We start from the raw sequence: 23,442 nt of genomic DNA, 5'->3' as shown, positions 1-23,442 counted from the left end.
GTTGGCATTTAGCCAACTTTTTCAGGACGTAACATTATTGGGCGAGGCCCAGGATGTTGAATAATTTCACAGTTGATGTAAGATATCTGTTTTCCATATTGATCTGCGACAGCTTCGCACCAACAAGGCTGTTTTCGCGGGAATTTATCAGGAAGATAGAACTTTCTCCGGCTGCAAACAGGCCTTCTTCCGCTAAAAGCATCTGGCTGTAATTCTTCACAAGGCTATCGAGCAATTCCTGCTGCCTTTCTACCGACCGAATCTCGGCTTCCTGTGCCATAATCTTGTTTTTCAGGGCTACACGCTCTAAATCAAGATCCAGTTGCGCGTCCTGTAGTTTTAGCTTGGCCAGTTTCAGCCCACCACGCTCTTTCCGCAAAAACAAGGGAAAGGAAAAGTTTAGCCCTATCTTGTAATCCTCCAGCCGGTAATTGTCAAAGTAGGCAGGTTCAGACAGATAATTATAGCTTAGGTTGATCTCCGGCAGCAACAGGTTTGCCTTCAGTTTCCTTTCAATGTCCAAAACATCCCGCTTGCTTTCCAATGCAACAATTTTCGGGTGGTTTTCAGGCAACTGGTAAATTGCATCGCTGTTTGTTATTCCCCACGCCTCCCATACAGAACTTTTCGTATCGTCCTGCGGTACTATGGTTTCTGAAAGCTCTACAGGCACATTGTCAATCCAGAGATAGTTAGACATTTCCAGTCGTGCCTTTGCAAGTTTAAGCCTTGCATCTTCAAGTGTAAGCATCCTGTTTCGTACTATTATCCCTGCCTCAACGCTGTCAATTGCTGCCTTGTCGCCGGCTTCTATCAACTTCGTTATACCTTCATATCGCTGGCTTGCAAAATCAAGGTAAGTTTGGTAAAGAGCAACCTCCTGGTGGGCCTGCTGCCATTTAAAATAGGCAAGCGAAGCGTCGTGCAGGGCATTTGCAGTCTGAAGCTTACGTTCAGCATCGCCCAGATTCAGGTTTATTTTGGCAGCGCGCACATCGGCCATGCGGCTATTAATGAGCAGGCCTTTTCCTAATGGTATCGATATCCCCACAGAGGTAAGCCCGGAATTAGGAGTCACGTTTTGCGGATTTAGATACATTCCTTCGCTGTTATCAAAGGCTGCCTTAAGCTCAATGCCATACCATGTAGGTATCTTAAAGCTGCTGTTAAGCAGCGAATAATATTCCGTTCCCTTGAATTCTTTAGCATTATAGTCAACTTCCAGCTTGGGATCGAATGCGCCCCTTGCGGCCATCAGCGCAGCCTGAGCAGCGCTTACCTGAAGGTTTGCCTGCCGCACAACGGGATGGAATTTCTTCACATACCCGATGTATTCAGAAAATGTCATTTGCTCCTGCCCAACAACCTGCGCACTTGCACTGATGGCGAACATGAAAATCGTTATGTAGATGAGTCGCATCATTTTTTAGCTTTTTCTTTTGCTGTATCGCTTTCGTTTGCCTGATAATAATTAGGAGGGAAGCCATTGAGGGTCCGCCAGATTTCAAACCACACAGGTACAGTGTCCAGCAATGCTATGGTCTGCGTGCCGGCACCAATGCTCAGCTGCTTTGGCCATGGGGCCTGTTTTGGATCCGGAGCGATCAGGATCCTGTATTTGCCGTTAGGGCTGATGAAATTCTCAATAGCGACTATCCGTCCGCCAAAGGTGCCGTAGGACATCCCCGGCCATCCGGAGAATACGATAGTCGGCCATCCGTCAAACCACACCCGCACTTCATCGCCTTTTTTTAATAAAGGAAGGTCAATAGGGTTTACATAGGTCTCGACAGCAATGTCATAACCGGCAGGCATAATGCTCACCAACGCCGTACCTTCCTTAACCGTTTCGCCAATACCCGACTGCAGTGCACGGTTTACATATCCGTCCTGTGGCGCGGTTATGTAGTACAGCCCGTTACGGATTGAGTAGTTCACGTACTGGTTCTCCAGTTTGTTTACCTGCGCCTCGGTATCATACTGGCTGCTGAGAGCTGTAAATTTATCGCTGTTGGACTTTGATATTTTTTCAGAATACTCTGCGGTAATGCGGTTAATCTCGACCTGTGCATTGATGAGTTCATTTTTTGCGGTCAGCAGTTTATTTTCCTGCGTTATTATCTTAGCCTGCGATTCCTGTAGCTTAAGCCGTTTCTCCTCAACATCGGTAAGGGGTTTAAGGCCGTCTTTGTTAAGCTTTACCGAACGGTCAAACTGCGTTGTTGCGATCCTGAGCTGGGTCTTTACCGCTTCAAGATCAATGCTGTCGCTCTTTACTTTCAGCAATGACTGCTTTATCTTGTTGCGGGCCTGCTGTAGTTTCAAATCTTTTTCCCTGGAGAGCGCTACCGCCTGTGATTCGAGCGCTCCAACCTTGCTGTCATAAGACTGCAGGGCATTTCGCTTGGCGTCAACCTGTTGCTTTGTATTTTCTACGAGGTTGGGGTCGAAATAATCTTCCTTGATTTCTGAGAGGAAAAGTATCGTATCGCCCTTCTTAACGAAATCACCTTCGCGTACATACCATTTTTCAATTCTGCCGGGTATGGCATTGTGTATGGTTTGCGGTCGCTGGTCGGGTGTAAGGGTGGTTACGAATCCGGTTCCGGAAATATTCTGCGTCCATGGCAGGAAAAGGATTATTACAGCCAGGATGCATAGCCCGATAATGATGCGGTTAAGCATTTTGTGGTGCGGCCTGGTAGTAAGGTACCTCACGGTGCTAAACCTTTCTATTTCCCCCAGGGGCACTTTATTGTTTGCAGAGATATTTAGCATGGCTTATTTTTTGTGTCGGTTATAATTTTTCCGTTTTGCATTGTTATCTGCCTGGTGCATCGTTGCTGCCAGTGAGGGTTGGCAGATGAAACCACCACCGTCCATGAATTTTCCGCCGAAAAAATAAAATCTATTATTTCCGCAGCTGCGGGACTGTCCATCCGGTCCGTCGGGTCTTCAAAAAAGAGTATGGACGGCTTCTTTATTATGCTTCTCGCCAGCAGTATCTTTTGGGCATTTGAAGACGAGAGCTGCCTTCCTTCAGGGAAAATCTTTGTATCCAGTCCTTCCGGCAGGGATTTTATGAAAGAAGTCAACTGTACTTTTTCCAGTGCCCATCGCAGGTCCTCATCGGATACTGTGGGATCATTGAATGTAATGTTCTCAAGTATGGTCCCCTCAAAAGGCGATTCGCCTTGTATGATGCTGCCGATCTTAGAGCGGTATTGTATCGTTCCAAATTTACGGAAGCTATTATCATTAATTTGAAGTTGCCCCGAAGTTGGCATCAGCAACCCCGAAAGAATCCTTATCAGGGTAGTTTTACCCGATCCGTTAGCGCCTTGTAAAATTATTTTTTCGCCTGCGTTTAATCGTAATGATATATCCTTAAGAGTATCTTTTTGGGCACCGGGATACCTGAACCTTATACTTTCAGCTTCGATTGTAATGCCCTCATTGTCCGGGAGGGCCTCACGTTTACTGTCTTCGTTGTCAATATCCATATCGGCAACCTGGCCAATTTTTTCGACTGAAGTAAGGACATCGTAAAATGTTTCGAGGCCAAGGATTATCTTCTCAACCGAATTAATCACCAATAGTATAATGATCTCGGCGGCCACAAATTGACCGATATTCATCTGTTGGGCAAGTACCAGGTATCCGCCTATAAGCAAAAGCCCGGCAGTTATGATGACCTTAAATACAACCAGTTGCGCAAACTGCCGTTTTATTATGGCAAAGTGTTTTTCACGATACTCAAGATAGCCGCCAACCAGGCTGTTGTTTTTCTCCAGTCCGTAAGTAAAGTTGAGAGGGCTCCTGAATGTAGAGTTATTTCGTGCTATTTCCTGCAGCCAGTCTGCAACACGATATTTGTATTTAGATTCGCTCATGCTGGTCGCAAGGCCCGGTGTGTACGAAAATTTAAATATCATATACAGCAGGATAACCAGCAGGATACCGAAAAGTATAAAGAAAGGATGGTACAGTGAAAGCAGTATTACGCCAAACCCTATTTGCAGCAACGCGCCCGAAAAATCCAGCAATAGTTTTGAGACCCCTTTCTGTATGGTCAGCGTATCAAAGAACCGGTTGGCCAGTTCTGGCGGGTAAATGCCGTTGTAGAGCTCATCAAACCGGATCCTGGGAAGGCGGTAGGCAAATTCAAAGGAAGACCTGACAAATATTTTTTGTTGCAGGTTCTCCGTTATGCGCAATTGCATAATTGCCATAACGCCAACTACTGCCACCCCCGCCACGACAATAAATACCAACAGCACCCATGAGGCGCTCACACGTCCGCTTTGTATGAAATTAATTATGGTCTGTATTCCAAGCGGGAGCGACAGGCTGATGATACCTGCGAAGATAGCATAGAAGAAAATCTGGTAAACATCCCGCTTATCAAGGCGGAGCAGGCTAAAAAATCGTTTGGCTGGTGTCATTGCTTCTGGGTTAATACGGTGTTAATTATAAACTGGTAATAATCGGTTGGCGAAGTGGCTTCGTTACAGTCGGTAATCGTCTTAAAATGGTCTTTCAGGAAGTGCTGGTGGAGGGCTCCCTCTACTATACCGGAAGCAAAGCTCCTGCTGAATGGAAAGCTGGGATTCACCTCATTAATCATGTCCACGATACGGTTTACTACACTCTTGTATATTAAGAAAAAGCCCTCTTTGTTCTCCTCATCCACTTCTTTTGTCAGGAATGTTTTGGTAAATTCGGTAATGATGATCCGGTTGAGCACCGACTCATCAATATATTCGGTCGCCGCATCGTCTTCAATCTTTTCTGTGACCAGGCGGACGGCATTCTGTAGCCTCTCCATCGGATCCGAAATGTTGGTAGTCGCAAAAACTATCCTGTATTCCATCCACGCCCAATACCATGACGACAGGTAGACGAGTAGCTTGTGCTTGTTTTCGAAATAGCGGTAAAGCGAGCTTTCATTCGAGCCGATTCGTTCGCCAAGCTTTTTAAAGGTAAAGTTGTCAAAACCTATTTCGTCAATGAGTAGTATTCCTTCAGATATGATCTTGCGGCCAAGCGCCGATGTTTCCGGATCTTTCAGATAGATCTTCGGATTTACCTTAATCTTTATATTTGAAAGTAAATTTTTCATCACAAATTATTTAGTTGCAAATTTAATAGTGTTACTATTAAATTAGAAAGTATTAATACTATTTAACTTTTGTTTTTTTTAATATCCGTCATACCATCCGAATTTGTCTGAAGCAATTTCGTCTTTTTTTGCCTCAAGATGCGCCAGATATGCCGCAGCTACTGGAGAATGTTTCTTCCCTTTCATCCATATCAGGCTCCACATTGTAGTAATTGGCAGTCCTTTCACAGGTATAATTTGGAGGTCATTGTTAAACAATTCGTTCTTAAGGCCTATCAGCGGCATGATAGAATAGCCCATTTCTGCAATAAGCGCCTGCTTAACTGCTTCATTAGAGGTGAGTTCCATTTTCTTGATATGCGGGATTTCGTTACGGTCCAGAAATTCAGTCATCGTCTGCCGTGTACCCGATCCGGCTTCTCTAAATATTAATGGCAATTCCCTGAATATGGCTGCTGGGGTCTGCCCGTGGAATTGTCTTGCCGTATGCCCTACAAGGTAGAGCTTATTATTAAGCAGGTCCAGCTTTTCGATCGCCAGTTTGGGAGGGAGTACTGATACCAATGAGAAATCAACTTCATTTGCTTCAAGGCTTCGGATTACTTCCCTCTTATTGGTTACGTCCATAACCAGTTCTACAGCCGGGTTTTGTCGCAAAAAATCGGCAAGGAAATAAGGCATTACATATTTCCCTGTCGATACAACAGCTATTTTCAGTTTCCCGGTGAGCTCGCCCCGGAAAGCGGCTGTCTTATGATTGATGGCATAGGCCTGTTCAATTATTGCCGCTGCAGCCTCTGCGATTTCCTTTCCGAAGTCGGTAATATAAATTTTCCTGCCGATGGCTTCCGTCAGCGGTATGTCAAAATGGGACTGAAAATTTTTCAGCTGTATCGAAACTGCCGGCTGGGTCAGGTGAAGTTCTTCGGCTGCTTTTGTAATGCTTTGACTTTGCGCTACCTTCAAAAAGATCTGCAGTTGGTTCAATGTATAATTCATAAATAATTTTAATGGATTTCATTTCAAATATAAATAAAAATTTATCAATAGGGCATAATACATTTGTCCCGTAATCATAAAAACACATTTCAATGAAAAAAGTTACAGTTGCAAAAGGGGACGGAATCGGCCCTGAGATTATGGAGGCTACCCTTGACATCATCATGGCGGCAGGTGCGCAAATTGAGATCGAAGAGATCGAGGTCGGCGAAAAGGTATACCTGAGCGGAAACACCGCAGGCATCGCTAAGGAATCGTGGGATGTGATCCGCAGGAATAAAGTGTTTCTTAAAGCGCCTATCACCACGCCACAGGGTGGAGGCTATAAGAGCCTTAACGTTACCACAAGGAAATTTTTAGGCCTGTATGCCAATGTAAGGCCGTGCGCCAGCTTCCATCCTTTTGTACAAACAAAGCACCCCGTAATGGATGTAGTGATTATCCGCGAAAATGAAGAAGACCTTTACGCCGGCATAGAGCACCAGCAAACTGATGAGGTGGTGCAGTGCCTGAAACTCATAAGCAGGCCGGGCTGCGAGAAAATCGTGCGCTATGCTTTTGAATATGCCAGGCAATACGGCAGGAAAAAGGTAACCTGCTTTACCAAAGACAATATCATGAAGCAGACCGATGGGCTTTTCCATAAAGTATTTGACGAGATTGCAGCCGAATATCCTGAAATTGAGAACGAACACTGGATTATCGACATCGGTGCCGCCAAGATGGCCGACACTCCTGAAGCGTTCGATGTTATTGTAATGCCAAATCTTTATGGTGACATCCTTTCAGACGTAGCAGCGCAAATTGCGGGATCAGTCGGTTTGGCAGGCTCGTCCAACATAGGGGAGGAGTGTGCAATGTTCGAGGCCATACACGGGTCGGCTCCCAGGCGGGCAGGACAAAATATGGCCAATCCTTCCGGGCTGCTGCAGGGCGCGGTAATGATGCTCACCCATATCGGGCAGACCGAAGTTGCCGAGAAAGTCCAGAACGCCTGGCTGAAAACCATAGAAGATGGCATACACACATACGACCTGTATAAGGAAGAAACCAGCAGCAGGCTAGTAGGTACAAAAGAATTTGCCCAAGCGGTAATAGCCAACCTCGGGCAGCAGCCGCAAAAGCTTCCTCCGGTAAACTATGCTAAAGATAAAGCAATAACATTGCCACGTTACAAAAGGAAATCGCCGGCAGCCAAAGAGCTTACCGGGGTTGATCTCTTCGTACACTGGCCTGGCACCGATGCTGACGAACTTGCAGGGAAAGTAACAGCGATTGCGCAGGATGGTATACAGCTTACCATGATTACCAACAGGGGAATTAAAGTATGGCCTGAAGGCTTTAGAGAAACTTTCTGCACCGATCATTGGAGGTGCCGGTTCAAGCGCACCGATGGCGGCGTGCTCTCCAAAAAAGAGATTATAGGGCTGCTGGAAAGTGCAGAAAGCCACAACCTTGACATCATAAAAACAGAAAATCTTTACAAATTCGATGGAAAAGACGTTTACTCCCTCGGCCAGGGCCAGTAAGCCCCGGCTCAATTTAGCTGTAGCGCTTATTGCGGTGCTGCTGGTTATCTTAGGGACAGCCCTTGTGCTGTCCCTCCCTGAAGGGGATTTTCCGGCAAGGCCCGAATTGATGGCCTGTGCTGTAATTATAAGTTGCTGTATAATTCTCAAATACTACTCCAATGTCAAAATTTAAACTAATAGAAGGCGCTTTCACGGTAAGCGAAGCCCGCGAGCTGATACTCGCCTTATTGGAATACAAAATCAATTTTCACAGCCGGGAAAGTTTCGGCAGTGAGATACGTAAGGGCCATACCGATGAGCGTTCGCTGAAGCGCAGGCAGGAACTGATCGCTACACGCAGCGCATTCCTGGAAGAAATAAAGGCGATGGATCCGGGAGCCAAAATTATGATAACCGCCGATATTATCCTCACATGATGTTCCGGGGAAGAAAACTGCTTATAGTAACAAAGCATGGAAAAGAGCGTGTTATTGCCGATTTGGCGGAAAGCGCTCTCGGGGTTGAATGCATCGTTGCAGATGAATTCGATACCGACCTGCTGGGTACATTTACAGGTGAGATCGGGCGGCCGGGCGATGCACTGGAAACCCTCAGGAGAAAATGCCATGAGGGTTTGGCATTGTACGGTTGCGACCTGGCCATTGCAAGTGAGGGATCATTCGGTCCCCACCCGGCTATATTTATCGCTTCGGGCGATGATGAGCTAGTAATGCTGGTCGATACATTGAACGGACTGGAAATCGTTGCCAGGGAACTAACCGTGGATACCAATTTCAGCGCTGCTACCATCAACAGTAAAGAGGAGTTGGACCATTTCCTTCAGCTTGCCAGGTTTCCGGGGCATGCAGTTATCGTACGCAGGGCTGAAAACGACACGACAGCCATGATCAAAGGTATCAGCGATCCGGAGGAGATGGACAGTATCAGCCGCGAGTATCTTGAAAAGTACGGAAGTTTTTTCATTGAAACCGACATGCGTGCGATGCACAACCCAACCCGTATGCAGGTTATCAGGCGTGCAACGGCCAAGCTCATTGAGCGGGCAGGTTCACTTTGCCCCGCCTGCGGAACCCCCGGTTTTGGTGTCACTTCGGTTAAGGCCGGGCTGCCATGCAGTGCCTGCCGCTGTGAGACCGATTCCACACTCAGTCACATCTCAGTCTGTGCAAAGTGCAGCCATACTGTAGAGAAACTGTATCCCCACGGGAAAAATGAGGAAGACCCTATGTATTGTAATTTTTGTAATCCATGACAACGATAATAACCAAAGATATTGATACCGCTGCTGCTGCGCTGGCCAGTGGCGAAATAATAGGCCTGCCCACCGAGACTGTGTATGGCCTTGCCGGTTCTGCCTTCAGGCCTGCCGCAGTAGAAGGAATATATAATTTGAAGGAAAGGCCACGCTCTAATCCGCTTATCCTTCATATCGCCGGGCTGAAAGATCTTGATGCGGTAGCTACCGGCATACCACAGTCGGCATATGATCTTGCTGCCGCATTCTGGCCGGGGCCACTGACGCTTGTGCTTCCAAAACAGCCCACCGTATCCGGGGTGGTAACCTCGGGCCTGGAGACCGTTGCTGTGCGTGTGCCGGCACATCCAATGGCCCAGCAGTTGCTTGCCGTGGCAGGCTGCCCGGTCGCTGCTCCAAGCGCGAACCCATTCGGACGTATCAGCCCCACAAACGCAAGGCACGTATACGGCTATTTCAAAGGAAAGATTCCATTAATAGTAGATGGCGGCTCCTGCGCTATCGGTATTGAATCCACAATAGTCGGATTCGAAAACGGATTTCCGGTAATCTACCGCCATGGCGCCATAACCCACGAGCAGGTTGCAGCTATAGTAGGCAACGCCGCGCTTGAAACCTACGAAACCGGGGTAATCAAGGCACCGGGCATGCATTCGCGCCATTATTCCCCAAGGACCCCACTGGTAACATCGCGAGATGTAAAAGAAATAATTGCCGCGCACAAAGGCAAGCAAATTGGGGCGGTTATTTTTAAAGCAGGCGGGAAGCTTCCTGTAGCCAGGCAAATTACCCTGTCGCCTGAAGGCAGCCTCACGCAGGCAGCCGCCGGCCTTTATGAAGCATTGCATGCGATGGACCTCATGGGCCTGGACCTCATTGTAGCAGAGGAGTTTCCTGCCTGCGGCATCGGCGCGGCCCTCAACGATAAGCTCTACAGGGCATCCCGGTGATAAAAATGTAGTTGGGGGCATTTCTCCCTTTTCTGGGATAGGCTGCCACAACCGCAGTACTTTGTTTAATAACAACCAATAATAACAACAGCTTACATGAACTTTACTTTACTAATAGACAACCTTACCAATCCGGCACTGCTTTTTTTTGTACTTGGCATCGCAGCAGTTTATCTCAGGAGCGATCTGGAAATACCACCCAATTCTTCCAAATTCATTTCGCTTTACCTGCTTTTTGCCATCGGGTTCAAAGGAGGGCAGGAACTCTCCCATGAGGCATTTACCCCCGAGATACTGATGTCTATGCTGTTCGGGCTATCCCTGGCAACGCTTGTTCCTGTCTATCTCTTCTTTATCCTTAAAAGGAAATTCAACCTGCATGATGCAGGCGCTGTTGCGGCGGCTTATGGTTCTGTGAGCGCAGTTACGTTTGTGACTGCCGCGTCCTATCTCGAAATGCAGGGAATGCACCTCAGCGGGCACATGGTCGCTATTATGGCGCTTATGGAGTCGCCGGCCATCATTGCCGGGCTGGTGCTTATTTCCCTTTACGATAAAAGTGGCGATGCATTCAGCAAGCGCAGGGTATTGCACCACTCGCTTACCAATGGCTCGGTACTGCTTATTTTGGGCAGCCTTGTCATTGGTTACCTTGCCAGTGCCGAGCAGGCACAGGGGATAAAGCCATTTACAAATGACCTGTTCAAGGGGTTCCTTGCTATCTTTCTGCTGGATATGGGAATTGTTAGCGGCAGGAAGCTTGGCTCGCTATTCAGGGAGGGTTGGTTCCCGTTCGCTTTTGGGGTAGTGGTTCCGCTGTTCAACGGCGCCATAGTGGCGATAGCGAGTGCAGCAGTTACAAATGACGTTGCCAACCGCTTTATGTTCGCAATACTTGCGGCCAGCGCTTCCTATATCGCAGTGCCGGCGGCCATGAAGATCGCCGCGCCAAAAGCCAATCCCGGGCTTTACCTGCCTATGGCGCTGGGCGTTACATTCCCTGTCAATATCACCATAGGGATGCCGCTATACCTTTTTATTGCGCAGTCGCTGTAGCCTGATAACGGTTTGCCATGAGAGCCTTTTTATCAACCGGCTGGGAAAAACGTGATTTGCCTAATTAGTGGCTATGACCTTGGGAACGAAATATAGAAAATGGTGCCTTTCCCCTGATCCGATTCCAGCCGGATGGTGCCATTGTGCTTATCCATAATCCTTTTGCAGATGGCAAGTCCGAGACCGGTTCCTTTTATATCGCTTCCCAGCCTGGTAAAGGCGGCAAATATCTTTTCCTGGTGCTCCCTTGCAATGCCAATGCCGTTATCCTGCACGGTGATCACCGTATCGGATTCTGTGTTGTATCCGCCGATAGCGATAACCGCGGTATCGCTGTTATTATAAATAATGCCGTTAATAACAAGGTTTTGGATCAGCTGCCCGATCAGTAAAGCATCGCCCTTAACGGTAGGCATTGGCGTTACATTTATTGAGACCGTTTTGCCGTAATCAGTCTCCCCAACCATTGTGGCAGTATTGCCAACAATCTGATTCAGGTCAACAGTAGCAAGTACCAGTTCCGAGGCGTTTACCCGTGAAAACTGCAAGAGGTTGTTTATCAGACCGCCCATGCGTGTTGTTGCTGCAGCGGCCTTTTGTATCCGCAATAATGTGCGTTCTTCAATAGGCTCGCCCACACCCTGAGTAATCATCGAAAGATAGGTGCTTACCGTACGCAGCGGAGCCTGAAGGTCGTGAGATGCTGCCGCGGCAAAAAACTCCAAATCCTGGTTGCTCTGCTTCAGCTCGCGGTTTGCGTGCTCCAGCTGTCCGGTACGCTCTGCCACCATCTGCTCCAAAAGTACTGCGGTGCGCTTCTGCTGCTCAATATTCGTTGCGGTGCCTACCCAGCATTCCACGCTTCCGTCCTCACCGTATTGGGGAATGGCACGTGTGAGGTGCCAGTAAAATTTGCCATCAACTGATCGGATCCTGTTTTCAGCCTCGAATGGCTGCCTGTCGGCTATTGCTTTATTCCAAAGACTACCTGTAGACTCCCTGTCTTCAGCGTGAATCAGCTCAACCCATCCCCATCCGTGTAATTGCGATTCTTCCTTGCCAGTATAATCGCAGGCACGCTTATTGAAATAGTCGACAGTTCCGTCGGGTTTTGCGGTCCATACAATCTGTGGCATGGCATCAGCCATGAACCGCATCCTGGCCACGGTGTTATGAAGCTCCGTAGTGCGAAGGGCAACCTCCTTTTCCAATTCGAGAGGGGTCCGTAACTGTAGCGCTTTAGGTATGATCCTGTACAAGGCGACCACTGTGGCCCAGGAGGCGATTGCGGTAATAAGTCGGACGAAAGCGCTTACCCGGTAAATAGGAAACCAGAAAATCACCGCATCGATAAGGTGTGTTGCGCCACAGGCAACGATGAAAGCTACGAATAGCCAGAAGATCTTTGGAAAAGGCAGGTCTTTTTTCTTTCTGATAAAACTGACCAGTAGCAGCGGAATTGTGAAATAGGCTGCCCAGATAGCCAGATCTGAAATAATGTAGAGCCATCCGTGAAATTCGCTCCATTTCCCACAGTACCATCGGGGCGGGAAAGCTCCGGTATCAAAAAATTTCTCAATGAATTCTCCTAATTCGTCCATTTCAGGTGATTTATATTTAATAATCGGAATGCCGGGCTTCTCAATATCCGTACTCCATAACTAGCAATCCGGGTAATTAAAATTATAACAAAAGTAACGCTTACACTCATACATTTCGAACGGCTTACCTGATAATTAACAATTGTTAAAGATTAATTGGAGAAAAGGAGGGGAGGTTGATGTAGTATTCTTAAAATCAGCAGCATAGGTGCTACGGTATTTGCTAATAATTTACAAAGGATTACACAAATTAAAAAACCAAAGATTGCGTTCTAAAATTTACGCCTCCGTGCCCGAAACTTTGACGTAATAACGCTGAAAGTGCGATATCTAAAGCTGATCTATCATTGCAAGGTAGACTGCTGCCTGCCTGAGTGTCGCTTCTTTTTCTGCCGGTTCCATCCTGTCCCAAATCCTGTATGCCATACCTATGCGGGGATTGCCCTCCAGCTTTGTGCGGTTGCGGTCGAAAAAATTCCAATAAAGGCTATTCAGCGGACAGGAGCTGGCGCCGTGGCGTAAATTATTATTGTACTGGCAGCCCTTGCAGTAATCACTCATCTTATCGATATAGTTGGCACTGGCAGCGTAGGGTTTCGATCCCGTAATGCCACCATCGGCAAACTGGCTCATTCCCCGCGTATTAGGAAGCTCTACCCATTCAAGGGCATCCGCGTATATCCCAAGGTACCACGCATCGACCTCGCCGGGGTTGATACCTGCAATGAGCGCAAAATTTCCGGTTACCATGAGTCGCTGTATGTGGTGTGCATAAGCATACTCCAGGGATTGCTTTACAGATTGCCTCAGGCAGTTCATCTTTGTTTCTCCCGACCAGTACCAGTTGGGAAGTTTTCGCGTGTTTCCAAAGAAATTTAGCGTATTAAGTTCGGGAACCATCCAATAAAGCCCGCGCATATACTCCCTCCATCCCAGTATTTGGCGCACAAAGCCTTCCACCTGGTTGATGGCTATTCCATTGCCGTTTTCCCAGGCCGATAGAGCCTTGTCAACTACCTCCTGCGGCGATATCATTTTTGTATTGAGTGAAAACGAAAGGCGCGAATGGTATAAGGACCATTCTCCCGCCTGCATGGCGTCCTGGAAGGTACCGAACAGGGGAAGACAGTTATCTGCAAAATGCGAGAGCAGCTCCAGTGCCTGCTGCCTGTCCAGTGGCCAGCCGCAGTAGCCGCGATCCATAGTACCGATTGTCTTAACACCGGCTGCTTCAATACGCTCTTTCTGAACGGTAAGGTCATTGCTAAAGAGCAGCGGTGGCAGTGGCCTGTGGCCCCTTGGCAGTTTTTTCCTGTTTTCAGTGTCAAAGTTCCAAACGCCTCCTGCGGGAATATCGCCTTCCATAAGGACATGGTGCTTTTTGCGCATATGCCTGTAAAAGTTTTCCATCAAAATGGTTTTCGTGCCACGGAAGAAATTCCCCATTTCATCACGGGCTGTGTAAAAATGCTCTGTGTCAAAAGCTTGCCACTCAATATCAAGCGACTCACAATAATCCCGAAGCAGTTGGTCTACCCTATGCTCGTCGGGCAGCTGGTATTCAAAACGCGAGATGCCGTAGCGCTGCATCAGGACGCTGCAATTGCGGGTAATGCTCTGCTCATTTCCGGGGTTGTCCAGGGTCAGGTACAGTACATCATGGCCATCGTGGCGCAGCCTGACTGCAAAGCGTTCCATCGCTGCAAAAAATGCGCAAACTTTTTGGATATGGTGCCATGCGTAGTCGGTCTCACTTCGCACCTCCATCATCACATAGAGCACGTCATCGCTACGGTTCGCAAACCAACTGTGCGCGCCGTTAAGCTGGTCACCCAGGATAAGCCTCAGGGTGCGGTATCTTTTTGCTGTTTTTTGCTGTTCGCGCATCTCTTGCTGCAATATTTTACATTTTCCCAGTTATTCTCCCACTTTTTCCGCCATGTAAAAGGAAGCCCGCATACAATGCATGTTTTTGAAGGCAGGTCGGATTTTTTTACGCCTCTCATCTTTTGCTGATCTTGTTTCCTGTTATAGCCCGCTGCCTGTCGCACTTAAAACGGGAGATGCCCGGATTACGCTTTCGCGCGTGCTTCGTACTGCAGGATTCCACTCTCCTGCGCCAGCGTTTGTAGCTGCTGAACCGCAATTCTTTTTTCATCAGTGCCCGCACGCCCGATTCATTCAGGCCGAACTGGATTTCAATCGCCTCAAAGGGCGTCCTGTCTTCCCAGGCCATTTCAATGATCCGGTCGATTTGTTCGGTAATGTAGCTCTTTTCCATAACTTTTAGCCTGCAATTTTTTTAATCATTCCCTTAAATATAAACCAGTGGAAAGGTAACACCGAATACCAGTACAGCCTGCCGCCAAGCCCAAGGGGGCGGAAGGTAGCGGTTTGGTATACCATATTGTCCTTTACCGAAAACTCCAGCCAGGCTTCACCCGGGAGCCTCATCTCGGCATAGAGCAGCAAACGTTTTTCTTTACGGTCAGCATAGATAACCCTCCAGAAATCGAGTGATTCTCCTGCATTGATGGTTGCGGCATTCTTTCGGCCGCGCTTGAGGCCAACCCCTCCAAAGAGTTTATCAAGAAAGCCCCTGAAACTCCACAACCAGTCGGCATAATACCATCCGCGGTGTCCGCCAATCGCAAAAATGCGTTCTGCCGCCTTCTCCGGGTCTTTTGTAGCCAGCTTTTTACTATCGGTGAAAACACCATATTCCGGTACTACCACATGCTCGGATAGCCTTCCTGCCGCGGCCCGTGAGCCCATAGCATCTTTCCAGCTTGAGAGTACCATGTTCTGCTCAATCTTGTCAAAAGCCATACGTATAGCCTCACGGTAGTGTATAGGCGTAATGCCAAGCCTGCTGCCAAGGTCATTTTCATGGGCTACCACCTCAATTTTCATGCTGTCTACCAGGTGGCTGGCCAGTGTGTAGGAAGTAGATGTCACGAAATATAGCCAGTAAGATGATAGCCTCGGTGTCATGACCGGCAGTGTAATAATGTGCCGTGTAAGGCCGCGCTCGTGCGCAAATTGTTCAAGCATCTGCTTGTAGGTCAGCACGTCGGGTCCGTAGATGTCATAGTGCTTGCCAAAGGCCCAGGGCTTCAGCATCACGCCCGAAAGGAATTCTATTACATTCCTGATGGCAACCGGCTGACAGCGTGTCATCAGCCATTTTGGAGCGATCATTACCGGAAGCTTTTCCACAAGGTCCCTAATGATTTCAAACGACGCGCTTCCCGAACCCACAATTATACCGGCGCGAAGCGCTGTAAGGGGCACCGGGCCTGAAGATAGTATCTCCTCTACGCGCCTGCGGGAGAGCAGGTGGGGGGAGAGGTCTTCCTGGTTGGCGATTCCGGTAAGGTAAATAACCTGCTTTGCCGCCGTGGCAGCCACAGCCTTCTTGAAATTCGTTGCCGACAGCTCTTCCCGTGCCATAAAATCGCCTACTGCGCTCATGGAATGAACGAGGTAGTATGCAACATCAATATCCCGCGGTATATCCTTCAGGCTATCATGGGTGAGCAGGTCCGCTTCCCAAACTTCAACGCCTTCTCCATAACGCTGTATGTCAAAGCGTTTGGCATCACGAACGAGGCATACCACCTGGTGGCCACTTTCCAGAAGCACAGGAAGCAGCCGCTGCCCAATATATCCGGTTGCGCCGGTGAGTAGTATTTTCATGGCTATCGTAGTATGGTTCCGAGCCCTCCGTTAACGGAAATCACCTGGCCCGTCATCCATGGCGAACCTGTTAGGAGCTGGCATCCCAGCTCTGCAATATCCTCAGCCCTGCCAATTGATTTTAGCGGATGGCGCTCAGCGTTAGCCGCAATTTTAGCATCAGAATTTAGCAGTTGCTTTGCTAAAGGCGTATCTGTCAGTGACGGGGCAATCGCATTCACCCTGATTTGAGGAGCAAGCTCGGCAGCCAATGCTTTTACGAGGCCTTCAATCGCTCCTTTGGCCATGGCAATGCTCGCATGGTAAGGAAGCCCTGTTGAAGCGGCTACCGAACTGAAAAGCAGCACTGCGCCCGACCCCGCATCCTTCATATTTTCAATATACTGCCTTACAAACAGGAATGCTCCCATGGCATTAAGTTCAAAATCGTTTGTAATGTCAGTGCGGGACAGGCGTGCAAGGGGCTTCAGCGTTATGCTTCCGGGGCAGTAAGCAATTCCGTCAGCCGGCCCGGCAATTGCAGGCAGCGGATCCGGAGACAGGAAATCGTGAAAGACATGGGTGTAGCCGGGAGTGCCCTCTAACTCGCCCGGGGTTCGGCTCAACCCGGTAACCCGGTGGCCGGAAGCCGTCAGCGCACGTGCCATACTCAAGCCTATGCCACTGCTGGCGCCTGCTATAATAAAATGCTTAGATAAATCTTCCATGGTATTCATTTTGTATTGCTTTAAAATATTTTGTGAACGATCCCGCTGCGTTGTTTACGCGTCCGGCAAGCCATTCACGCGGCTCAATTTCTGTGCCCGGGTAACTGAAAAGCGGATGCTCCCTGACAATGAAGCGATTTTCCGGATAGGCGGCTCTCAGGTCGCTGTAGCGGCCTGCATATACCTGTAGGCCGTCAATATTTATAGCCAGGCCCAGGGTAAACTCCAGTACTTTTTCGCTTACCGGATATGACCTGTAATGATCGCTGTCCAAAAGCAGCACACGGTTAAAATCACCATCACAATGCCACAGTGGATCAAGGTTATAATTGGTATAAAGCACTACAGGGCGGGAATCCAGCTTTGGCAGCGGTGTTACCGGAAGCACAGTGCTGAAGGCAATCTCGGTACACTCGTTCAGTGCATCAATTCCGGCCAGCCGGTCAAGTGCGTCATAATCCATATCAAGAAAAGTACCGCTCTGGCTGGTCCTGCAATAATGGTTAATATTGTCCTGGTTGGCAATGTACCTCTTTGCTGTAAGCATTCCCGCAGCCCACTGCCACGAACCCGTATTGCTTGCTATATCGCCATCAAAAAGATGGTAGTACATCCATTGGGAAGGCATTTCAATACGATAACCTGCTAACCCGCATACAGCAGCTGTATAAAGCCGGACATGGTTGTGCATATAGCCTCCAGCATATAATTTTCTGATTCCCCCATCAATAGCTTCGATGCCGGTTACGCCACGAAGCACGGCTACAGGCACACCCCTTGTACGGTTTGTGTCGGGGTGGGGCGCTGCTGTAAGCAATCCGCCGACCTGCCGCTGCTGAAAATATTCGCGCCAAAGCAGCTGCTTCAGGAATCCGCTGCAAGCCGGCTCACCATAGCGGGTTGCCAGTCTTAGGTAAAGCTGCTTCGTGCTTATCACCCCGCGTGACAGGTAAGGGGAGAGCCCGGAGATGCCGCCATCTTCAAAGTTTCGTGTGTGTTCATAACCCAGTGGATCGAAATCATCGATACGACTAATTATGTGTTTATATGACACCGGAAATTCCATTTAGCTAACCTGCTGTTTAAAGAAGTATGTGTTTGGAGAATTATTTGTTTTAAACTTTAACAAATATACATAAACAGATAATTTGTTCAACTTATTTTAAGTTTTTGTTTAACAAAATTTTGTTACTTTGTTTCCGGAACCGCTCCGTTTAAATCAAGTTATAATGAACAATATAAAGACAGAATTCTCAATAGGCGACCTCGAAAATCTATCAGGTATTAAAGCCCATACGATCCGTATGTGGGAGAAGCGCTACGAATTGCTTACGCCCGGGCGGGGGGAGTCGGGCATGCGCCGGACCTATACGCTGGATGAGCTGCGTAAGCTGCTGAATGTGACTTTGCTTACGGGTCACGGCTTTAAAATATCCAGGGTCGCAGCGATGGATGCGCGCCAGATCGAGGTCCTGGTGACCGAAGTGAGAAGTACGCGTACTGATATTGCGCCGGTTGTCCACCAATACAAGCTTGCGATGATGACCTTTGACCAGGCATCCTTTATTGATATGACAGAGCAGCTGCTCTCGAAGATGCCGTTCCGGGAAGTGTTTATGCGCTATTTCCTCCCTTTGCTGGAAGAAATAGGGCTCATGTGGCAGACAGCCACCATTGAGCCTGCCCATGAGCATTTTGTAAGCAATCTCATCAGGATGGTTGTACTTCAGCAGACTGCGGCCTCCAGCCGAAAGATCAAAAAGGGCCAGCAGCCGGCATTTGTACTTTTTCTCCCTTTTGGCGAGATCCATGAACTTGGCCTGCTCTACCTTCAGTATGAAATTACCGCATCAGGACGCAACTGCATCTACCTCGGAAGCAATATGTCATTGGATAGCCTCACGGAAGTTACAAGGCTTTTTACAGGCATTACCTATATCACCTATCTTACTGTTACCCCTGAGGAAAAACCACTTACGGAGTATATACCGGCACTTCATGGCAAGATACAGCGCAACGGTTCGGCTCTATGGGTGGTAGGAAGGAAGACAATGGGATTGGAGATTCCCGAGTCTGATACCCTTCGCTTTTTTACTTCACTATCAATGTCTGTCGAAGCGCTTTCCCTCGCCTTTGCGCAAGAGAGCAATAGTAACTAATGGCGTAAATTGTTCCAGATCAGGTCTCTTTTGTTACTTATAATCGGGATATTGTTTGATGCCCAATTACGGTTCGCATGAGTTTTAAATGTTAAATTTTTGTTTAAATAATTAGCCGGAATAGTTAAACAAAAAACTTTTTGTTTAAGTTTGTTGTATCAAAACCTCAACAAATTATAATCATGAAAAGAAAAATTTTTAAAACGGCAGGTCTGTTTATGCTAATGGTACTGCCTTTGTTCACCTCGTGCAGTGACGATGACAACAACAACACAAATCAGGACGGCAATACCATTGCGGATATTGCATCGGCAAACCAAAACCTTTCGATACTGGTACAGGCGCTGGACCGCGCTAATCTTGTGGCAACACTTGATGGCCAGGGAAGTTATACCGTTTTTGCTCCTACGAATCAGGCATTCGAGAACTTTTTGGACGATAAAGGCTTTGCATCAATCAACGAGGTGCCCGTAGCTACACTTAAAGAAATATTGCTTAACCACGTAGTATCAGGAACCGCAATTTCTTCATCTTTGGAAACCGGTTATGTAAAGACACTGGGCAAGGGTAGTGCCTCTGCTACTAATACGCTAAGCATGTTTGTAAACACTTCAAACGGTGTAGTATTGAATGGTGGTGCAACCAACGGCGGCGCTACAGTAACTACTCCCGATATTATGGCAAGCAATGGGGTAGTGCATGTGGTTAACAGCGTAATCGACCTTCCAACAGTAACGAGCCACGCAATCGCAAATCCGGATTTCTCAGTCCTTGTACAGGCGCTTACTAGAAATGACCAGCCCGACTTTGCAGGCATCTTATCAGGAACACAGAGCTCGCCATTTACCGTATTTGCACCAAACAATGCTGCATTCACATCGCTGCTTACAGAGCTTAACCTTCCCGGATTGGCCTCAATCCCTCAGGCTACGCTGGAAAACACGCTCAAATACCACGTGGTAACCGGGCAAAATGTGCTTTCGACTTCACTGATGGACAATATGGAAGTAGGTACATTCCAGGGTGGTGATTTTACGGTTAACCTTGAAGGAGGTGCATCAATCACAGACGCTAACGGAAGGGTTTCAAACATCATCGCAACAGACGTGCAGGCATCGAATGGTGTTATCCACGCTATAAATAAGGTATTGTTACCTCAAATGTAAAATAGGTTGGTTGGTTAATTGAGGGGCGTGCATTTAATGTGCGCCCTTCTTTTATTTTACACGCTTAATTATCCAATTGTAATCTTTCGTGGGTGTATCGGAATTATATATCATTCCGTTTATAATTTAAACTTTCTTATTGTATAGTTTAGGCTTTTCTATGAAATCCCTTCGGCAATTAAAGTATTTTACAAAGTGCAAAACATAAAAAAACCTGCAAATTTATCATTTGCAGGTTTATGCATTTTTGTGGGCTTTGAAAAATTTGGAAAAGCATTTATTTCCTTATTAACCCTTTTGTGGGGAGAGCAGGATTCGAACCTGCGAAGGTTTCCCAACGGATTTACAGTCCGTCCTCGTTGGCCGCTTGAGTATCTCCCCAAAGGCTTTACCTTTTTCGCTTATTGCGGTTGCAAATATAGGGTTGTTTTTTAAGTAAACAAACATATTTGCTGCTATTTTGGCAACTATTTTTTAAACGTCTGTAAGTTAATTCAATAAAAAAATCTCCCGGAGGAGATTCTCTATAATTTTATATGGAAAGCCTTTTGTTATTTAGCCAAAAGCTCTTCTACTTTGGCTTTAAGCTCAGCGCCTCTAAGGTCTTTGGCAACAATTTTTCCTGAAGCATCAAGAAGGAAAGTCGCAGGGATTGATTGTACGCCATATTGCTTTGCAATCGGTTCGTCCCAAAACTTAAGGTTAGATACCTGGTTCCACACAAGTTTGTCGGCAGCAATAGCCTCTTTCCATTTGGCTCCTTCTTTATCAAGCGATACGCCTATAATGTTAAGGCCTTTGGTGTGAAGTTCGTTGTACATAGCCACTACGTTAGGGTTTTCTTCCCTGCAAGGCCTGCACCATGATGCCCAAAAGTCTACAAGCGTAACTTTGCCAAGCGATTGTTTAAGCGACATTTTTGCTCCGTCAGGGGTAGCGGCGCTAAAGTCAGGGGCTTGCTTCCCAATTTCTACACTTGCCTTGCTTTCTTCAGCTTTCTGAAGTTTTGCCATTTCTGTAGCAAGCTCTTTTCCTTCCTTAGTCTTTTTATTGGCTTCATCAAGCGGATCATATAGCTTTTTAATGTCAGCGTAAGATGATTTACCCATTGCTACCTGCTGCTTCAAAAGAAGCACGCTGATATACGCTTTCGGGTTTTTCTTTATAAAATCTAAAGAAGCGTTTGTCATTTCCTTTCCAATAGCCGTATAGGTTTTATTCAGCCTGTTCATAACCACCGTATCGTTGGATTTGTAGGCATTCATCATTGCCTGTTGGTTGGCTTTCTGGAAAGAGATCATTTTTGTCCTGATCTTGTTTATATCCTGATAGTATTGGTGCAGCATATCATTATTAAAAGTACCTCCCTGTTTCGATTTGAAAAGCGAGTCCTTATCGATGTTAACTTCGATATCGCCCTGTTCAAGTACGATCTCTGCTTTTCCGTTCAGGCCTTCAACCTGTATAAAGTACAATGCCGGTTCAGTAGCGGTTCCTTCAAATACAAATTTACCATTCTCTACTTTTACGGTGTCTTTAGCTGTAAAGCCTCCCATGTCACCGTTTGTCTCAAGGAAAACATTCTTTCCATTCAGCGATTTATCTACAGTTCCTGCTATTTCATACTGGTCTTTCTTGCATGATACAACCGTAGCTGATACCGCAAGAAATAAAAGAAATTTTTTCATATTTTTTTGTTTAAATAATGGTGCAAAAGTATTTAAAAATCCATTGCGCCCTGCCGTGTTTAAAATTTATTTTTCAGTGTGGAATTATGAGCAGGCCGGCTGTATGAAAGTGGTTTTTACCGATGTGTTTTTTATACCTCCAAAGCCTTTTTCAACATTGATCATGTTATGGTAGCCTCTCGCTTTAAGTATAGATGCCATGATTACCGAACGGTATCCTCCGGCGCAGTGCAAATAGAAGTCTTCCTCTTTTGGCACTTCTGCCAGTTGCTGGTTTACAAAGTCAAGCGGAATGTTTACCGCATTAATAACATGCCCACCGTTAAATTCGCCCGGCTTCCTGGAATCAACCACTATTTTCTCTTCCGATTCCAGCCTGTCAGCAAACTCTTCAGGAGATATGGATCGGATGCTGTCAGTTTCAAAGCCGGCTTCTTTCCACGCGCTGAGGCCTCCGCTCAGGTAGCCAAGCGTATTGTCAAAGCCCACGCGCGCCAGCCTTGTAACGGTTTCTTCTTCCATGCCTTCAGGCGTTACAAGAACCAGGGGTTGGTTAACATCCATTATGAGCGCGCCTACCCATGGGGCGAATGTTCCGTTAAGGCCAATGAATATCGAGCCCGGGATATGTTCTTTTACAAAGTCGTTTTCGTGCCTTACATCCAGCACTAATGCGTCCTTTTCATTTGCTGCAGCCATAAATTCAGATGCAGTCAAAGGAACTGAACCTTTTTTCAGTATTGTATCCAGGCTTTCATAACCCTGTATGTTCAGCATTACATTTTGCGGAAAGTAGGCGGGGGGAGCGCTAAGCCCGTCAAGCAATTCTTTCGTGAATTCCTCTTTGGTCATATCGGCCCTAAGCGCATAGTTTGTTTTTTTCTGGTTACCAAGCAGGTCGGTAGTTTCCTTACTCATGTTTTTTCCACAGGCGCTTCCGGCACCATGGCTCGGGTATACGATAAGGCTGTCCGGCAATACCATTATCTTGTTGCGCAGCGAATCATACAGGTGCGAGGCAAGAACTTCCTGTGTCAGCTCTTCGGTTAGGGCCTGCGCAAGGTCAGGGCGGCCCACATCACCAATAAATAAGGTATCGCCGGTGATAATGCCTGTCGGCTCACCGTTCTCACTCAGCAGGTAGCAAGTGCTTTCCAGCGTGTGCCCCGGTGTGTGTATGGCTTTAATGGTATAATTGCCCAGGGTAAATTCCTGTCCGTCAGCAGCAATAAGCGCTTCAAAATCAGGCTTGGCAGTTGGCCCGTATACGATCTGCGCGCCTGTTTTCTTTGCCAGGTCCAGGTGGCCCGAGACAAAATCGGCATGAAAATGGGTTTCAAAGATATATTTGATCTTAGCGTTGTCTTTGGCAGCGCGGTCAATATAAGGCTGTACTTCCCTCAGGGGGTCAAAGATGGCAGCTTCCCCGTTGCTCTCCAGATAGTAAGCTGCCTGTGCGATGCAGCCGGTATAAATTTGTTCGATTTTCATAATGTGTGTGTTTTAGC

General features: G+C 47.3%; 21 protein-coding genes and 1 tRNA gene. 7 read left to right on the top strand and 15 right to left on the bottom strand.

Features of this window, described 5'->3' with window-relative positions; translation table 11 throughout:
* Positions 1-34: 34 nt before the first annotated feature.
* The 5 genes from HYN59_RS15985 to HYN59_RS15965 all read right to left on the bottom strand — a co-directional run bounded on the left by HYN59_RS15985 (position 35) and on the right by HYN59_RS15965 (position 6,121).
* The gene (locus HYN59_RS15985) at positions 35-1,423 is read right to left on the bottom strand and encodes a TolC family protein (protein WP_342748329.1); all 1,389 of its coding nucleotides are present in this window, start codon (positions 1,421-1,423) and stop codon (positions 35-37) included.
* The gene (locus HYN59_RS15980; RefSeq protein WP_108779238.1) at positions 1,420-2,778 is read right to left on the bottom strand and encodes an HlyD family secretion protein; all 1,359 of its coding nucleotides are present in this window, start codon (positions 2,776-2,778) and stop codon (positions 1,420-1,422) included. Before HYN59_RS15980 ends, HYN59_RS15985 begins: the two co-directional genes overlap by 4 nt.
* Positions 2,772-4,445: a peptidase domain-containing ABC transporter gene (locus tag HYN59_RS15975; protein WP_108779237.1), complete on the bottom strand. Its 1,674-nt coding sequence runs from the start codon at positions 4,443-4,445 to the stop codon at positions 2,772-2,774. Before HYN59_RS15975 ends, HYN59_RS15980 begins: the two co-directional genes overlap by 7 nt.
* Positions 4,442-5,122: a TetR/AcrR family transcriptional regulator gene (locus HYN59_RS15970; RefSeq protein ID WP_108779236.1), complete on the bottom strand. Its 681-nt coding sequence runs from the start codon at positions 5,120-5,122 to the stop codon at positions 4,442-4,444. The genes HYN59_RS15975 and HYN59_RS15970 overlap by 4 nt, the downstream gene beginning before the upstream one ends.
* Positions 5,123-5,200: 78 nt before the next feature.
* A complete protein-coding gene (locus HYN59_RS15965; RefSeq protein WP_108779235.1) occupies positions 5,201-6,121 on the bottom strand; it encodes a LysR family transcriptional regulator in 921 nt (306 codons plus the stop codon).
* Positions 6,122-6,213: 92 nt separating this feature from the next.
* Here HYN59_RS15965 and HYN59_RS15960 point away from each other — a divergent pair, with 92 nt between their 5' ends.
* The 5 genes from HYN59_RS15960 (at position 6,214) to HYN59_RS15940 (ending at position 10,914) form a co-directional block, all read left to right on the top strand.
* Positions 6,214-7,650, top strand: coding sequence for an NADP-dependent isocitrate dehydrogenase (locus tag HYN59_RS15960; RefSeq protein WP_108779234.1), 1,437 nt, complete (start codon positions 6,214-6,216; stop codon positions 7,648-7,650).
* 161 nt (positions 7,651-7,811) lie between these two features.
* Positions 7,812-8,069 carry a hypothetical protein gene (locus HYN59_RS15955; RefSeq protein ID WP_108779233.1) on the top strand — a complete coding sequence of 86 codons (258 nt, stop codon included), beginning with the start codon at positions 7,812-7,814 and terminating at the stop codon, positions 8,067-8,069.
* Positions 8,066-8,905, top strand: a complete 840-nt coding sequence (locus tag HYN59_RS15950) for a DUF6671 family protein (RefSeq protein WP_342748328.1) — start codon at positions 8,066-8,068, stop codon at positions 8,903-8,905. The genes HYN59_RS15955 and HYN59_RS15950 overlap by 4 nt, the downstream gene beginning before the upstream one ends.
* Positions 8,902-9,858 (top strand): L-threonylcarbamoyladenylate synthase, encoded by a 957-nt coding sequence (locus HYN59_RS15945; RefSeq protein ID WP_108779231.1) that lies wholly within the window; start codon positions 8,902-8,904, stop codon positions 9,856-9,858. Before HYN59_RS15950 ends, HYN59_RS15945 begins: the two co-directional genes overlap by 4 nt.
* Positions 9,859-9,954: 96 nt before the next feature.
* Positions 9,955-10,914 (top strand): sodium-dependent bicarbonate transport family permease, encoded by a 960-nt coding sequence (locus HYN59_RS15940; RefSeq protein WP_108779230.1) that lies wholly within the window; start codon positions 9,955-9,957, stop codon positions 10,912-10,914.
* A gap of 71 nt (positions 10,915-10,985) precedes the next feature.
* Here the strand turns inward: HYN59_RS15940 and HYN59_RS15935 are convergent, their stop codons facing one another.
* The 7 genes from HYN59_RS15935 to HYN59_RS15905 all read right to left on the bottom strand — a co-directional run bounded on the left by HYN59_RS15935 (position 10,986) and on the right by HYN59_RS15905 (position 17,975).
* Positions 10,986-12,515, bottom strand: a complete 1,530-nt coding sequence (locus HYN59_RS15935; RefSeq protein ID WP_108779229.1) for a sensor histidine kinase — start codon at positions 12,513-12,515, stop codon at positions 10,986-10,988.
* A gap of 330 nt (positions 12,516-12,845) precedes the next feature.
* The gene (locus tag HYN59_RS15930) at positions 12,846-14,414 is read right to left on the bottom strand and encodes a cryptochrome/photolyase family protein (RefSeq protein ID WP_245895600.1); all 1,569 of its coding nucleotides are present in this window, start codon (positions 14,412-14,414) and stop codon (positions 12,846-12,848) included.
* Positions 14,360-14,521, bottom strand: a complete 162-nt coding sequence (locus HYN59_RS15925; RefSeq protein WP_108779227.1) for a DUF2256 domain-containing protein — start codon at positions 14,519-14,521, stop codon at positions 14,360-14,362. The genes HYN59_RS15930 and HYN59_RS15925 overlap by 55 nt, the downstream gene beginning before the upstream one ends.
* A complete protein-coding gene (locus HYN59_RS15920; protein WP_108779226.1) occupies positions 14,518-14,796 on the bottom strand; it encodes a TIGR03643 family protein in 279 nt (92 codons plus the stop codon). Before HYN59_RS15920 ends, HYN59_RS15925 begins: the two co-directional genes overlap by 4 nt.
* Before the next feature lie 5 nt (positions 14,797-14,801).
* Positions 14,802-16,214, bottom strand: coding sequence for an SDR family oxidoreductase (locus HYN59_RS15915; RefSeq protein WP_108779225.1), 1,413 nt, complete (start codon positions 16,212-16,214; stop codon positions 14,802-14,804).
* A gap of 2 nt (positions 16,215-16,216) precedes the next feature.
* Positions 16,217-16,921, bottom strand: coding sequence for an SDR family NAD(P)-dependent oxidoreductase (locus tag HYN59_RS15910; protein ID WP_108779773.1), 705 nt, complete (start codon positions 16,919-16,921; stop codon positions 16,217-16,219).
* Entirely contained in the window at positions 16,905-17,975 is a 1,071-nt protein-coding gene (locus HYN59_RS15905; protein ID WP_181369464.1) for an FAD-binding domain-containing protein, read from the bottom strand. The genes HYN59_RS15910 and HYN59_RS15905 overlap by 17 nt, the downstream gene beginning before the upstream one ends.
* A gap of 175 nt (positions 17,976-18,150) precedes the next feature.
* Between HYN59_RS15905 and HYN59_RS15900 the strand changes: the two genes are divergently transcribed.
* Entirely contained in the window at positions 18,151-19,080 is a 930-nt protein-coding gene (locus HYN59_RS15900; RefSeq protein ID WP_108779223.1) for a MerR family transcriptional regulator, read from the top strand.
* Positions 19,081-19,262: 182 nt separating this feature from the next.
* Positions 19,263-20,246: a fasciclin domain-containing protein gene (locus tag HYN59_RS15895; protein ID WP_108779222.1), complete on the top strand. Its 984-nt coding sequence runs from the start codon at positions 19,263-19,265 to the stop codon at positions 20,244-20,246.
* Between the two features lie 300 nt (positions 20,247-20,546).
* Here the strand turns inward: HYN59_RS15895 and HYN59_RS15890 are convergent.
* The 3 genes from HYN59_RS15890 to HYN59_RS15880 form a co-directional block, all read right to left on the bottom strand.
* A tRNA-Tyr gene (locus HYN59_RS15890) sits at positions 20,547-20,627 on the bottom strand.
* A 170-nt stretch (positions 20,628-20,797) separates the two neighbouring features.
* Positions 20,798-21,934 carry a redoxin domain-containing protein gene (locus HYN59_RS15885; RefSeq protein ID WP_108779221.1) on the bottom strand — a complete coding sequence of 379 codons (1,137 nt, stop codon included), beginning with the start codon at positions 21,932-21,934 and terminating at the stop codon, positions 20,798-20,800.
* 84 nt (positions 21,935-22,018) lie between these two features.
* Entirely contained in the window at positions 22,019-23,425 is a 1,407-nt protein-coding gene (locus HYN59_RS15880; RefSeq protein WP_108779220.1) for an MBL fold metallo-hydrolase, read from the bottom strand.
* Positions 23,426-23,442 lie beyond the last annotated feature (17 nt).

It is taken from the genome of Flavobacterium album, from assembly GCF_003096035.1.
Taxonomy (GTDB): domain Bacteria; phylum Bacteroidota; class Bacteroidia; order Flavobacteriales; family Flavobacteriaceae; genus Flavobacterium; species Flavobacterium album.
Note: the sequence above shows the minus strand (reverse complement) of the source record. Positions and strands in the feature narration are given on the sequence as shown.